Source organism: Enterococcus ureasiticus, assembly GCF_001730285.1.
Lineage (GTDB): Bacteria > Bacillota > Bacilli > Lactobacillales > Enterococcaceae > Enterococcus_L > Enterococcus_L ureasiticus.
The window spans coordinates 29,708-43,581 of sequence record NZ_MIJZ01000015.1 but is presented as its reverse complement, the minus strand read 5'-3'; the positions used below and the strand labels follow the sequence as shown (position 1 = coordinate 43,581).

Here is a 13,874-nt window from a genome sequence, read left to right as displayed (position 1 = left end):
AAAAGCAAAGGTTGAGTGTCCTTAAAATACTAAAAAATCATCATCTTTGGAAAGTTCGAATGAATCTACTAACCAAATAAAAGGACTCAATTTTTTTGAATCTTTTCATTTGTTTAGTAGTAGTCTAACTTTTCCGAAGAATCAAAGGAGAAGAGATACATGTCAGAAAAACAAGTGTTCAAAACAACTTGGGGCGGACGTCCTTTACAAGTTGAAGTTGGCCAATTAGCCAAACAAGCAAACGGCGCAGTATTAGTTCGTTATGGAGATACAGTAGTACTAAGTGCAGCAGTAGCTTCAAAAGATGCGAGAGACTTTGATTTCTTTCCATTAACAGTAAATTACGAAGAAAAAATGTACTCCGTGGGTAAAATTCCAGGCGGATTTATCAAACGTGAAGGTCGTCCAAGTGAACGCGCAACATTAACGGCTCGTTTAATTGACCGTCCGATCCGTCCGATGTTTGCGGAAGGATTCCGTAATGAAGTTCAAATCACAAATACTGTAATGAGCGTGGAACAAGATTGCACACCAGAGATGGCTGCAATGTTTGGTTCGTCTTTAGCTTTAGCGATTTCAGATATTCCATTTGACGGACCAATCGCAGGTGTTGATGTTGGTCGTGTTGATGGTGAGTACGTATTGAACCCAACCGTTGAACAAACTGAAAAAACAGATATCGAATTAACCGTTGCTGGAACGAAAAAAGCAATCAACATGGTTGAAAGTGGTGCTAAAGAAGTATCTGAAGAAGATATGCTAGGTGCGTTACTTTTCGGTTTCGATGCAATCAAAGAATTAGTGGCTTTCCAAGAAGAAATCGTTGCCGCTGTCGGTAAAGAAAAAATGGAAATCAAATTATTACAAGTTGATGCTGACTTGAAAAAAGAAATCTTCGATGCATATTACGCTTCAATGAAAGAAGCCGTTATGACAGAAGAAAAACTAGCTCGTGAAGTCAATATCGATGCAATCAAAGATCAATTAAAAGAAGCATATGCTGAAAAATTTGCTGGTCACGAAGAAGAAGCGCAAGTGGCTAAAGAAGTAAAACAAATCGCTGAAGACCTAGAAAAAGATGTAGTTCGTGAATTGATCACGATCGATAAAATCCGTCCTGATGGCCGTAAATTAGACGAAATCCGTCCATTGGCTTCAGAAGTTGGTATTTTACCGCGTGTTCATGGTTCAGGATTATTCACTCGTGGACAAACACAAGCGTTGTCTGTAGTAACGTTAGCACCGCTTGGTGAACATCAAATCATCGATGGTCTAGGTGTTGAAGACAGCAAACGTTTCATTCATCATTATAATTTTCCACAATTCTCTGTGGGCTCAACAGGTCGTGCGGGATCTCCTGGCCGTCGTGAAATCGGTCACGGTGCTTTAGGTGAACGTGCGATGGCGCAAATTATTCCGGACGAAGCAGACTTCCCATACATGATCCGTGTTGTATCAGAAGTTTTAGAATCAAATGGTTCTTCTTCACAAGCAAGTATCTGTGCAGGAATCTTAGCCTTGATGGATGCTGGTGTACCAATCAAAGCGCCAGTTGCCGGAATTGCGATGGGTCTTGTCAGCGATGGCGAAAACTATACGATTTTAACAGATATCCAAGGCTTAGAAGATCACCTAGGCGACATGGACTTCAAAGTTGCTGGAACAAAAGGTGGAATCACAGCACTACAAATGGATATCAAAATCCAAGGGATCACTGAACAAATCTTGACAGAAGCATTGACTCAAGCGAAAAAAGCCCGTATGGAAATTCTTGCTGAATTGACATCAACATTGGCTGAACCTCGTCCAGAGTTAAGCAAATACGCACCGAAAATCGAAATGATCCAAATCGCTCCAGCCAAAATCAAAGACGTTATTGGTAAAGGCGGAGAAACAATCAACGGAATCATTGATGAAACTGGCGTGAAGATCGATATCGATCAAGAAGGTAATGTAAGTATTGCCTCTGCTGATGCTGATATGATCAAAAAAGCGATCAAGATCATTGAAGAGTTGACAAAAGAAGTAGAAGTTGGACAAGTTTACCTTGGTAAAGTTGTGCGTATCGAAAAATTCGGCGCATTCGTTAACTTGATCAAAGGGAAAGACGGATTAGTTCATATTTCTCAATTAGCGAATGAACGTGTCAATAACGTTGAAGATATTGTAAAACTTGGCGATGAAGTTCTTGTGAAAGTTACTGAAATCGACAAACAAGGTCGCGTGAATGTTTCACGTAAAGCGTTATTGACTGAAGAAAATAAAGAAAAATAAGCAATAGAAATTTGCTTTTGATTTACATTTGATTAAAGCAGAGTATGGTGTTTAGCCTACTCTGCTTTTTTGTGAAAACGACTTTATTTAATAAAAATAGGTAAAGACGCACCACAGCTCTTTTGTTTGCCTCTAATTAGTGGTAAAATTATTGCTATCAGTCTAAAGATTAGTCGGGGTGTCGATGTGAAAAAATTTAATCCAAATAAAAATATAATTATCACACTGATCATAGTGATCATTGTGGTGACGATCATTAGTTTGACCGCAGCGCATAGAGCAAATAGCGGGAAGACGAATCTTGGTCAATCAGCAGTCAACGATAGCGTAGGCTTTGTTGACAAAGTTATCTCATTTCCAGGTAAAGCAATCAGCAATGGTGTATCGTCAATCAGTACACTTTTTAACACTTACGATGAAAATGAACGCTTGAAAGAAAGAATTGATGGATATGGTGAACTCTCTATCCAAAATGACAACTTAAAAAAAGAAAACGAAGCATTGAAAAAAGAATTATCTTTGAATGAGACACTAGGTAATTATGAGAAAGTAACAGCAACAGTTGTTACTCGTTCTCCTGACATGTGGCAAGATTTATTGGTCGTTGATCGAGGTTCAAATGACGGCATCGAACCAAATATGGCAGTTTTAGCTCAAAAAGGGTTGATCGGTCGTGTGGTTGAAGTGAACGCGACATCATCTAAAGTTGAATTATTGACATCTAAAAATCAAAATTCAAATCATTTTCCTGTCCAAATCAATTCGGAAAAAGGCGATTCATATGGTTTGTTAAAAAAATATGATGATAAAGAAAATACATTGATCGTTAGCCAACTAGTGGGTGATATGGATATCAAAGAAGGCGATATTGTTCAAACATCTGGATTAGGGCAAAACTCTCCAGCGAATTTACCTGTTGGTGTGGTTCAAAAAGTTAAACCAGATAGTTATGGTTTAGATCGAGAAGTTTATGTTAAGCCTTATGCTGAAATGTATAATATACCCGTTGTAACGATCATCAAGAGACTAGCTGGAGCGGGGGAGTAAGATGCAACTAATCCGAAAAGAAAATGTTAAATACTATGCGCCAGTAGTTTTCTTTTTACTGATGCTGCTCGACGGTCAATTGACTCAAGCTGCACGGAATATAACAGATAACGTCTATTTTGCAAATGCCCATTTTATGTTGCTGGCATTTTTGATGGCGGTACCTAATTTATCTAAACGCTATTTGGTGATTACAGCTGTGGTTTTGGGCATGATTTGTGATAGTTATTATATTGGGATTATTGGCATTTATACAGTTGCATTAACAGCGACAGTTATGATGATGTACCGATTCCAACGAGTGGTCCATACGAATCTGCTGACAGCATTTTTTGGAATGATTATTTTTGTAACTACGTATGAATTGATTGCAGTAGGACTTCAAATTGTTTTCCATATATCAAATGTAGCGCCATTATTATTTATCACGAAAGTTTTAGGCCCAACATTGCTTTTTAATATGTTGATCTTTGTTGTTTTTTCTTATCCACTAAAGAGATTGTTCGCTAATGAATAGTCTCTTTTTTATTGGTAAGGCAATTGAAACAGTATAGTGATAGTATTTAAAAACGTATCCGCTTGATCTTTTTATAAAATTCAAACGTTATTTAATTATGTTGCATGAAACAATTTTGTAATATCCTGTTTATCTGTATGTCATACTGATATGTTACAATTACGTCGTTACTGAATTAAATATGACCGAAAAAATACTCATAAATTATAAATACATAAAGTAAATACCGGAGGAATAAAGAGTGAAAAAAAGTATATTATCAGCATTGATGGTTTGTTCAATCACGCTTACCTCAGCTGTTTTGCCTATGGCTGCAGTTGCAGATGACTATGATACAAAGATTGGACAACAAGATGAAATCATCAACGGATTAAAAACAAAAGAGTCAGAAGCCGCGACTAAGGTAGCCGCGATCGAATCCGATATGTTAACGACTGCGACTAAGATTGATGAATTAACTGCAAAGGAAAAAACACTTAAAGCAGAAATCACAAAATTATACAGCGAGATTTCTGATTTGAATGTCCGCATTCAAAAAAGAGAAGTTCAAATGCGTAATCAAGCTCGTGACGTTCAAGTAAGTGGAACAAGTACTAGCTATTTAGATGTGATCATCAATTCTGAGTCTATCTCTGATGCAATTAGCCGAGTTCAAGGAATTACAACATTGGTTAATGCGAATAATGATCTATTAGAACAACAAACTTCTGATAAAAAAGATGTAGAAAAAAAGACAAAGACTGTAGAATCACAAATCTCAGTGTTAGAAACGTCTGCAAAAGAATTAAATGAAAAACAAGCTTCTTTAAATACATTGAAGATTGAACAAGAAATTGCTAAAAATGATTTAGAAGCACAACGCTCAACAGAAGAAAGTAAAAAATCTGAATACGTTGAACAAAAAGCAGCGGCACAAAAGAAATTAGAAGAAGAACAAGCAAAGCAAGTCAAACAAGCAGAAGCACAAAGAAAAGCAGATGCAGAAGCAGCTAAGAAACTTGCAGAAGCACAAGCTGCAAATCCTGGTCTTGTCCAAACCAATCTTGTAGAAGAAAATGGTACAACAAATACAACTCAAGAAGCACCAAAACCAGCGGAAAAACCTAGTGGTAATACTGGCGGTGGTAGCAGTATCGGTACTGGCGGCGTGTCAGAGGCGAAGAAAAAAGCAGCGCAAATCGCTTTAAATGCTGTTGGTCAGACAAACCCAACTGGTTGGGGCCAAAGCGGTGAGTGTATTGTAGCCGTACAAAATTGGCTAAATGCAGCAGGTGTTAGATTCTCACCAGGTGGTCCACATAGTGGATACACGCAATCAGGAGCCGTTCAAGTCTCTTGGTCTGATGTTCAAGTCGGAGATGTTGTTCAATACGAAAACTCTCTTAGCCCTGATGCTTGGTTGGATGGCGTTCACACAGTCTTAGTCGTTGGAGTCAACGGTAGTTCTGTTCAAATCGTGGAATCAAATAATCCAGCAGGTTCTGGGTATGTCTCAACAACAACAGGTTGGACACCAAGTCCATATGCAGCAAACTTTAGAGCTGTTGTATGGCGTTTTCCAGGATAAGTTAAACTGATAAAGTAAATCCCCATTCGCAAAATCTATTGGTTTTGTGGATGGGGATTATTTGTAATATAGTGTTGGATGAAGTATGGTAAAAGAATCAGTATTACGTTTTGGTAGTTTATCATTCGATCCTAAAATATTTTATCCTATGAAATACTTCTAAATGCTGTGTTTCATACGTTCTTAGCCTGCTTAAAACCCATTACGTTGACTGTCATTTTGAACTATCAAAAATGAAATACTCCTGTAACATTAATTTTATATGTATGACATGTGATTATGATACAATGATTTCGTTGTCAATAATAAGAATGAAAATTACTCAAACGATGAACGAATTTATTATAAGTAAAAAGTCGGAGGAATGAATTTTGAAAAAAAGTATATTACCATTACTAATGATTTGCTCATTAACCCTTACATCTGTAGCATTACCGTTAGTTTCATCAGCAGATGAAGTGGACTCTAAAATTCAACAAAAAGATCAAACAATTTCAGGATTGAAATCTCAAGAAGCTGACGCTCAAAGCCAAGTGGCTGCAGTACAAAATCAAGTAGCGTCTATTAACGAAAAAGCAGAAACACTATTAGCTGAACAAGGCAAATTAAGAACAACATCTACTAACTTAGAAAAAGAAATCTCTCAATTAACTAAACGTATCGAAAAACGTGAAGTGGCTATTCAAAACCAAGCACGTGACGTACAAGTTAACGGTAACAGCACAAGCTACATGGATGCATTATTGAATGCAAAATCAGTTTCTGATGCTATTACTCGTGTAACTGCTATGTCTACAATTGTTAATGCAAACAACGATTTAGTAAAACAACAACAAGAAGATAAAAAATCAGTTGAATCTAAAAAAGCTGAAAACGAAGAAAAATTACAAGAACTTCAAGATAACCAAGTAGAACTTGAAGCACAAAAAGGCGATCTTATTAAAGCAGAAGCTGATTTGAATGTATTACAAACAACATTAGCTGCTGAAAGAGCAACTGCTGAAGATCAAAAAGCTGGATTAGTGAAAGAAAAAGAAGCAGCAATCGCAGAACAAGCACGTATTGCTGAACAAGAAAAAGCAGTAGCAGCTAATGCTAAAAAAGCAGCCGAAGAAGCTAAAGCAACAACGCCAAGCACAACAACTGCTTCATCTTCAACTACTGAAGAATCAACAACAGGTAGTTCAACAGAAAATAATAATTCAGGTGTTGTAACACCTCCTGTTAATAATGGTGGAGGCGGCGGAGCGGTTACACCGACTCCAGATCCAGTAATACCAACGCCAGAACCAGAAAAACCAGTTTTACCACCATCAACTGGCGGTTCTGCAATCTCTGTAGCAGCAGCACAAGTTGGTAAACCATACGTTTGGGGTGCTCAAGGACCAGATAGTTTTGACTGCTCTGGATTAGTTTATTACGCATTCGCAGCTACTGGGCGTCAATTAGGTCGAGTTACTACTGCACAAGAAAGTGCTGGTACACGTATTTCTGTAGGTGAAGCTCAAGCTGGAGATTTATACTTCTGGGGTAGCCCGGGTGCTTCTTACCACGTAGCGATTGCTACAGGTGGTGGCGGTTATATCCACGCTGGTGATCCAAGTACAGGTGTTCAATACAGTAACGTTGGTTCATTTACACCAAGCTTCGCTGTACGTATGTAATCAAGTTTAACTTAATAATTTCAGAACCAGACAATTGTCTGGTTCTTTTTTTGTATACAAATTAAAAAGAAACTTCAACGAAAAAACGTTGAAGCTTCTCAATACTATTTAATATATTCTTCTGTTAATGCCATAAACTCATTCACATCTTTGATGACTTGGTCGATCCCTGCTTGCCAGAAATCAGGTTTGGTTAAATCAACACCAAGATGTTTCTTAGCTAAGTCTTCTGAAGTCATTGATGCAGTGTCACGAAGTAAGGCAATGTATTGATCTTCAAAATCACTGCCTTGTTTATTCGCATAGGCATAAATCCCCATACTGAACAAGTAGCCGAATGTGTAAGGGAAATTATAAAAAGGTACATCATCAATAAAGAAATGCAGTTTACTTGCCCAAAAATGAGGATGATAAGTCCCTAAACTATCTTGATAACTTTCTTTTTGAGCGTCAAGCATCAACTCAGTTATTTCATCTTCACTAAGCAATCCTTTTTGACGAGCTTCATAAAAGCTGTTTTCAAAAATGAAGCGAGAATGGATATTCATAAACATGGCAATTGCATTTTGCATCTTTGTGTCTAATAAATTGATTTTTTCTTCTGGGGTTGCGGCTTCCTTAAGCGTTGCATCTGCAACAATCAATTCTGCGAACGTGCTAGCCGTTTCTGCGACGTTCATCGCGTATTCCCGATCAAGTGCTGGAAGATCCCACATCACGCTGCTATGGAATGCATGGCCCAATTCGTGAGCTAATGTTGCGACTTCATTGATCGAGTTTCCAAATGTCATAAAAATTCTAGATTCTTTGGTTTCAGGAAGTTCAGTACAATAGCCGCCTGGGCGTTTATCTGGACGATCTTCTGCTTCGATCCAGCTTTTTTCAAAAGCATCTTTAGCAAATGTCGCCATTTTTGGACTGAATTTTTCAAAGTTTTCTAAAATAAATTCTGCGGCTTCATCAAAACTATATGTTTTTTCTTTTAAATCACCTAAAATGATAGGAGCATCTTGGTCTTGCCAGTCCATTTTTTCTTTTCCAAATAATTGTGCTTTACGCGTCAAGAAATCGACAAAAGGCTGTTTATTCTTTTGAATGGTTACCCACATAACATCCAACGTTTCTTTTTGCATACGGTTATAGTTTAATGGTTTTTCTAAGAAATCAGAGACACCATGTAGTTTGTATTCACTTAAACGGAAGCCATCCAAATGATTTAAGGTATCTGCTAGTAATGGCGATCTCTCGCTCCATGCCTTTTCCCATTCGTTGAATAGTTGTGCACGAACCTCTGCGTTAGGGTCACTCATCATCCGATTAAATGCTTGACCAGCCGAAAGAGATAACGTTTGCCCATCTTCTGTAAATGGAATCGAAATACTTGCCACAATCGTATCATAATGGCTACTCCAAGCGTTAAGCCCGTCTAAAGACAATGTATTGATAATATTTTCTTCTTGCTCAGATAGTAGCTGCATACCATCACGACGAATTTCATTTAAACGAAACGCAATCGATTCAAAGGCAGGTAAAGCTGTTAATGTTTGCCAATGTTCATCAGAAATTTCTGTCAATTTTTTAGTAAAAATAGTTTCTGCTAACTGAATCGCAGGTAATAACGAAAAGAGATCACCAGATAAGATCTTGGCTTTTTTATCTTTTGTGTCAGCAGATGATAAAGCCGTGATAAAGCTGCTGCACTGTGAAAAACCATCAGAAATTTTTCCTTGTAAAGTTAAAATTTGTTGTAATTCCTGATAATCAGCATCATTTTCTGGTGTCCATTGTTCAATCAACTGGTGATAAGTTTGGCTTTGCTCTTTCAATTCTGTTAAGCGTTGTTCCAATTGTACCGAGTGGCTACCTCCTGGGAAAATGCTATCTAAATCCCAAACGAGCGAATAAGTCATATCTGATTCCTTCTTTCTTAATTCTATTTCTTCTAGTATATCACAAGAAAAAAAGATTGAGCGATTGTTTATTTTATTTAGAAAAACTACTATAATAGTAACTGAAACGAGGTGACAAATTGAAAAAACAGTTGAAAAATAGTAATTTTTATATATTTCTGGCCTTTTTGATCATGGCTGTTTTATTTTACAGCTCCTCTCAAACCTATGAACAACAATCTCAAGTTGGATTGCTGGACAAGTTATTGAGTAATCATCCATTTAAAGATCAATTAAAAGGAATTTCATTTAGTTATGCTGGAAGTGAAGTAAGTATTCAAGCACGAGGATATACAAAATTTGTGGAGTTCTTTATTCGTAAAGGAGCTCATTTTGGTACATACTTTTTATTAGGTGGAAGTTGGTTTATCGGATTAAACATGAAAATCAAACAACCACTGTTGATCGGCGTTGTTGCCTGGCTGACAGCAACTGGTTACGCTGGTTTGGATGAATACCATCAAATGTTGACAGGCGGGCGATCGCCACTATTTCAGGATGTGATGTTAGATTCTATCGGAGCACTTACAGCAGTTGTTCTTTGTTTGCTTGTGATAGGTATCAAAAAACTGAGAAAAAAATAAATTGAACAGTCCTAAACATATGGTACAGTAATTAAATTTTTTTTCAAATAAAAAAATAAATGGAGCAAGACTTTGATATTCAGAGCCTTGCTTCATTTGTTTTTATAATTTAATTCGAAAAATCAGTCTCTAGCTGGATGTATATAGAATAAAAAAACGCTATTATGAGTAGAGTATATGAAATCAGTCGAAGAGGAGTGAGCAGCATCTGATGAAACATTTTTGTAAAACATTTCTGATGCTAATCGCCATCGTAGTAATCAGTATTATCGGACTTAGAATTTTTACATATAATAATACCTCAACTGCTGCAACGATGATTGATTACTTTAATCCATTTGTCAAAACGGCAACTCTTTATACTAAAACAACTGAAAAATACAATTACACATACCCAGATGCAGTCACCAAAATAGAAAATTTTGCGTACGTTCAAACTTGTTACACGAATAAGGGCGAAAAGCGAAAAGTAGAATATATTTCGTTTGGAAAAAAGTTAACGCCAGATAAATTTCTTAAACTCACTGTTAAAGGTCAGAATGTGATATTTTGGGAAGAAATCGATAAGCAAGCCTTGCCAGAAAAAGTAATGTCGTTATTGTAGCTAAATGAAAGAACTCTTATGTAAAAGATACTCAAATTTAAAACAAACCCTTTTATAATAAGAGTAAGAAGTGATAAATCATGGAAATTATGACTATTAATAAAAGGCAAACAAGAGATACTATGACGATTCCCACATTAGGGATGTTGGCCTACCGCATTTTTCCAGATACAGAATGTATCAATATTCAACTGTTAAGTGGTGCACAAGAAGAATGTACGATTTCGTTTAAAGATGGAGTAATGTTCAAATTGCGTGATGTAAATCTATGTCTAGAGGTTATTGATTAAAAAAATGGAAGGTGAGACAACTATTAAGATAGGTTGACTGACCTTTTTTTACTGCAATCTGTTTCAAATAAGAGTAAAGGTTGCAACTATTTAGAAGCATAGTAAAATAGAAGATAAGTAAGCGTTATAGAGCTGTTGAACGTTAGCTAGTTTCAAGAGCTAGCCTTTCGGGAAAAAGCTGAGCGAGCTCTTTCAGCTTTTAGAGTTTTCTGTCAGAGCTGAACGAGCCCACTACACTTTTATACGAGGAGGAAAAAAAATGGCAGGTCACAGTAAGTGGAAAAATATTCAAGGTAGAAAAAATGCACAAGATGCAAAGCGTGGGAAGATATTTCAAAAGTTATCAAGAGAAATTTATATGGCAGCCAAAGCCGGAGGAGCTGATCCTGCAACTAATGCAGCGTTAAGACTGGTTATGGATAAAGCCAAAGCTGCTAATATGCCAAATGATAATATTGACCGCGCAATCAAAAAAGCCAGTAGTGCAGGAGAAAATGAGCATTATGATGAGATTACTTATGAAGGCTATGGACCAGCAGGTGTTGCGATTTTAGTTTATGCTTTGACAGATAATCGTAACCGCACAGCAACGAATGTCCGGGTTGCATTTACTAGAAATGGCGGTTCTTTAGGCGAAACAGGTTCTGTTAGCTATATGTTTGATCGTAAAGGGTATATCGCAATTGAGCGCTCAGGTCTTTCTGTTGATGAAGATACGATGTTTGAAAATGTGCTGGAAGCAGGCGCAGAGGATTTAGAAACATCAGAAGACGTGTTTGAAATTTATACGGCACCAGAAGATTTTACTACAGTCAGAGATACTTTAGAGAAAGATGGCTATACGTTGGCGCAAGCTGAATTGACGATGGTGCCGCAAACTTTAGTAGAATTGGAAGAGGATCAACAAGAACAACTGCAAATGTTGATTGATAAACTAGAAGAAGACGATGATGTATCTGAAGTTTTTACCTCAGCTGATATGTGATTCTTTAGAAATAGTTGAAATGATGACATGAAGTTGTCAGCATTTCCATGTTAATTTATAGTCATCATATAAAAGGGGATGATACTATGAATTATAGAGTTGAGCAAAAAGCCGCATTTACTGTTAGAGGGTACACAAAAGAAATGGTTAAGATCAAAAGTAATGAAAATTTTTATGAAATATCACACTTCTGGTCAAATTTGACTGAAGCGAAAATCAATCAGTTGTTGTCTGTTTCAGATGGCATCGTTCAGGGGTTATTAGGTGTTTCAGATAGTAACGAGAGCCAACAAGAACAATTTAACTATACGATTGGAACGAGTGTAAATCACGAGGGATTTGCTAAAAACGATTTAAATGATCGGTATTTTCCAGCATCAGCTTGGGCAGTATTTGAGTGTATTGGCGCAATTTCAGCAGGAGTTAAAGCAATCGCTGAAAACCAACCTTTTGAGCGTAACAATTTGATGCAACTAAAACAAAATATGCAAGCACCATGGACAGATGAGCCGGTTTTGGAGAATACTGAGATTCCAAGAATTGAATTTTATCCGCTTGGAGACATGGAAGCGGCAGATTATCAGTGTGAATTATGGATTCCTATAAAATAGTAAAAGAGGGATAAAATGAAAGGAATCACAGATGTAGGTGTAGCAACTGTCTTTGAACATTATCCTGAAGAGTATCGAAAACCTTTACTGGCACTTCGTGAACTGATTTTTAATACGGCAGCGCGTTTAACGGTTGTTGGTGAGTTGGAAGAAAGTTTAAAATGGAATCAACCTTCTTATGCAACGAAAGTAAGCAAGTCAGGTAGCCCAATCCGCATCGATCGTTTTGGTGCTGAAAAAATCGCGATTTTCTTTCACTGTCAAACAACATTAGTAGAGGAATTTAGAGCGTTGTTTATTGATGTGTTTGATTTTTCTAAGAATCGAGCAATTGTACTTGATCCTGAAAAAGAACTGCCAGTCAATGAACTGACTTTTTGTATTGAACAAGCATTGACTTACCATAAGAGATAAACTAAAAGGGACTATAAAATACAGCAGACGACGCGCTGTATTTTATAGTCCCTTTTTAGTTGGCAAATCATGGAGTAAGTGTTTCATCTCCTACCCTCGTTTAATAAATGTATAAGGAATTGACACTGTTCTACTTTTTTCTTCCCACAAAAGATGAAAAGCTGCTTCCCCGCACTGATCGATATGATGATCGATTGTAGAAAAATTGAGTAGTCTGCTAGAAAGTAAATTTTCCTCGCCGATCACAGTCACTTGGTCTAGAGAAACATGTTGCAAAATACCAGCAGCCACATCATCTCCATTGGTGACGATCACTTCAAGTTCCTTTAACTTTGCAAAATGCTTCCCAGCCTGGATGCCATCTTCGTATGTACGGCAGTTTCTAACGATCATTGACTCATCCGAATAGCCGATAATATTGCTATATGCTTGCAAAACCAGTCCAGTACTAGCACTTTCTTTTTCAGTACGTCCGACTGTTAAACCGATTTTATGATGCCCTTGTTTTTTCAAACTAGTAAAAAGATCGACATAGGATGTTTCACGCTTGATCGAAACACAGGAAATGGGGAAATCACCCGTATCCTCACAACAAACGATGGGCGCATATTTTAGATAACGTGCAATGGTTTCAAAAGAAACTTTTTTTGAGGTAATGATCATGCCGTCCCACGCTTTTGCGGCTAATTCATCCAAATAGTGTTTTTCGATTTTAGGATCATAATTAGTTGGAAGCAGGGTTACTTTATAGCCATCCTCAAAAGCAGCATTCAAGATACCGCTGACGATTTTATCTGAATAAGGATGGTTGGCATAAGGGATCATGACCGCAATATGTTTTGATTTTCCACTACTTAAATCACGTGCTTTAGCATTGGGTATATAATCAAGCTCATGCATGATGTTCAAGATCTTTGCTCGTTTTTCCTCAGATACATAAGGATGATTATTCAAAACACGAGAAACGGTAGCGACTGAATAACCAGATAACTTGGCAATATCACGAATATTTGCCATAAGTGACTCCTTTCAAGCCTAGTAACTAACGCTTACGGGACGCAAAATTCGACTTAAAAAAGGCATTAAGTGATTCCCATAATCAATAAAGTGATAGTGTTCATCCTCATAGTCAAAGCAAATAAAATCAAGCTCGCCTTCTTCTTCAAACGTTAGACCTTCTATTTCAGCCAATTTTACTGCTTTATCGATCGGTTTGCAATAGTTATTCAAACTACGGATCACAAGTACTCCATGTTCAGTTGATAAAGAAACGAAGTAATAATCGAGACCTAAACAATCCGTTAATTCAAGCATGCCATTCATCATAAATCGATTCCTCCTGTCTTTTTTTCAACTATAAAGTATGAA

Annotated in this window: 14 protein-coding genes; 11 read left to right on the top strand and 3 right to left on the bottom strand. The window is 37.1% G+C overall.

Features of this window, described 5'->3' with window-relative positions; genetic code table 11:
- Positions 1-159: 159 nt before the first annotated feature.
- The 5 genes from pnp (at position 160) to BCR21_RS12825 (ending at position 7,069) form a co-directional block, all read left to right on the top strand.
- Entirely contained in the window at positions 160-2,274 is a 2,115-nt protein-coding gene (gene pnp / locus BCR21_RS12845) for a polyribonucleotide nucleotidyltransferase (protein ID WP_069646867.1), read from the top strand.
- A gap of 186 nt (positions 2,275-2,460) precedes the next feature.
- A complete protein-coding gene (gene mreC, locus BCR21_RS12840; RefSeq protein WP_069646866.1) occupies positions 2,461-3,321 on the top strand; it encodes a rod shape-determining protein MreC in 861 nt (286 codons plus the stop codon).
- A gap of 1 nt (position 3,322) precedes the next feature.
- The gene (gene mreD, locus BCR21_RS12835; protein ID WP_069646865.1) at positions 3,323-3,838 is read left to right on the top strand and encodes a rod shape-determining protein MreD; all 516 of its coding nucleotides are present in this window, start codon (positions 3,323-3,325) and stop codon (positions 3,836-3,838) included.
- 241 nt (positions 3,839-4,079) lie between these two features.
- Positions 4,080-5,405 carry a coiled-coil domain-containing protein gene (locus tag BCR21_RS12830; protein ID WP_069646864.1) on the top strand — a complete coding sequence of 442 codons (1,326 nt, stop codon included), beginning with the start codon at positions 4,080-4,082 and terminating at the stop codon, positions 5,403-5,405.
- Positions 5,406-5,776: 371 nt separating this feature from the next.
- On the top strand, positions 5,777-7,069 hold the full coding sequence (locus BCR21_RS12825) for a C40 family peptidase (protein ID WP_069646863.1): 1,293 nt from the start codon (positions 5,777-5,779) through the stop codon (positions 7,067-7,069).
- A gap of 104 nt (positions 7,070-7,173) precedes the next feature.
- Here BCR21_RS12825 and BCR21_RS12820 read toward each other — a convergent pair whose 3' ends face one another.
- Positions 7,174-8,979 carry a M3 family oligoendopeptidase gene (locus BCR21_RS12820; protein ID WP_069646862.1) on the bottom strand — a complete coding sequence of 602 codons (1,806 nt, stop codon included), beginning with the start codon at positions 8,977-8,979 and terminating at the stop codon, positions 7,174-7,176.
- Positions 8,980-9,098: 119 nt separating this feature from the next.
- Between BCR21_RS12820 and BCR21_RS12815 the strand changes: the two genes are divergently transcribed.
- The 6 genes from BCR21_RS12815 to BCR21_RS12790 all read left to right on the top strand — a co-directional run bounded on the left by BCR21_RS12815 (position 9,099) and on the right by BCR21_RS12790 (position 12,506).
- Positions 9,099-9,602 carry a VanZ family protein gene (locus BCR21_RS12815; RefSeq protein ID WP_084013312.1) on the top strand — a complete coding sequence of 168 codons (504 nt, stop codon included), beginning with the start codon at positions 9,099-9,101 and terminating at the stop codon, positions 9,600-9,602.
- A gap of 211 nt (positions 9,603-9,813) precedes the next feature.
- Positions 9,814-10,206, top strand: coding sequence for a YxeA family protein (locus BCR21_RS12810; RefSeq protein ID WP_069646861.1), 393 nt, complete (start codon positions 9,814-9,816; stop codon positions 10,204-10,206).
- A gap of 80 nt (positions 10,207-10,286) precedes the next feature.
- A complete protein-coding gene (locus BCR21_RS12805; RefSeq protein WP_069646860.1) occupies positions 10,287-10,496 on the top strand; it encodes a hypothetical protein in 210 nt (69 codons plus the stop codon).
- A gap of 259 nt (positions 10,497-10,755) precedes the next feature.
- The gene (locus tag BCR21_RS12800; RefSeq protein WP_069646859.1) at positions 10,756-11,481 is read left to right on the top strand and encodes a YebC/PmpR family DNA-binding transcriptional regulator; all 726 of its coding nucleotides are present in this window, start codon (positions 10,756-10,758) and stop codon (positions 11,479-11,481) included.
- Between the two features lie 86 nt (positions 11,482-11,567).
- On the top strand, positions 11,568-12,092 hold the full coding sequence (locus BCR21_RS12795; protein ID WP_069646858.1) for a GyrI-like domain-containing protein: 525 nt from the start codon (positions 11,568-11,570) through the stop codon (positions 12,090-12,092).
- Between the two features lie 15 nt (positions 12,093-12,107).
- Positions 12,108-12,506, top strand: a complete 399-nt coding sequence (locus BCR21_RS12790; RefSeq protein ID WP_069646857.1) for a DUF1801 domain-containing protein — start codon at positions 12,108-12,110, stop codon at positions 12,504-12,506.
- A 90-nt stretch (positions 12,507-12,596) separates the two neighbouring features.
- Here the strand turns inward: BCR21_RS12790 and BCR21_RS12785 are convergent, their stop codons facing one another.
- Together BCR21_RS12785 and BCR21_RS12780 are read right to left on the bottom strand one after the other, a co-directional pair.
- Entirely contained in the window at positions 12,597-13,523 is a 927-nt protein-coding gene (locus BCR21_RS12785) for a LacI family DNA-binding transcriptional regulator (protein ID WP_069646856.1), read from the bottom strand.
- Positions 13,524-13,541: 18 nt separating this feature from the next.
- Positions 13,542-13,832: a hypothetical protein gene (locus BCR21_RS12780; protein ID WP_069646855.1), complete on the bottom strand. Its 291-nt coding sequence runs from the start codon at positions 13,830-13,832 to the stop codon at positions 13,542-13,544.
- Positions 13,833-13,874: the final 42 nt, after the last annotated feature.

Excerpts from the sequence above, each read along its gene's own strand:
- mreD (WP_069646865.1), top strand. The coding sequence starts at position 3,323 with ATGCAACTAATCCGAAAAGAAAATGTTAAATACTATGCGCCAGTAGTT.
- pnp (WP_069646867.1), top strand. The coding sequence starts at position 160 with ATGTCAGAAAAACAAGTGTTCAAAACAACTTGGGGCGGACGTCCTTTA.
- BCR21_RS12795 (WP_069646858.1), top strand. The coding sequence starts at position 11,568 with ATGAATTATAGAGTTGAGCAAAAAGCCGCATTTACTGTTAGAGGGTAC.
- BCR21_RS12805 (WP_069646860.1), top strand. The coding sequence starts at position 10,287 with ATGGAAATTATGACTATTAATAAAAGGCAAACAAGAGATACTATGACG.
- BCR21_RS12790 (WP_069646857.1), top strand. The coding sequence starts at position 12,108 with ATGAAAGGAATCACAGATGTAGGTGTAGCAACTGTCTTTGAACATTAT.
- BCR21_RS12820 (WP_069646862.1), bottom strand. The coding sequence starts at position 8,979 with ATGACTTATTCGCTCGTTTGGGATTTAGATAGCATTTTCCCAGGAGGT.
- BCR21_RS12780 (WP_069646855.1), bottom strand. The coding sequence starts at position 13,832 with ATGATGAATGGCATGCTTGAATTAACGGATTGTTTAGGTCTCGATTAT.
- BCR21_RS12810 (WP_069646861.1), top strand. The coding sequence starts at position 9,814 with ATGAAACATTTTTGTAAAACATTTCTGATGCTAATCGCCATCGTAGTA.
- BCR21_RS12800 (WP_069646859.1), top strand. The coding sequence starts at position 10,756 with ATGGCAGGTCACAGTAAGTGGAAAAATATTCAAGGTAGAAAAAATGCA.
- BCR21_RS12785 (WP_069646856.1), bottom strand. The coding sequence starts at position 13,523 with ATGGCAAATATTCGTGATATTGCCAAGTTATCTGGTTATTCAGTCGCT.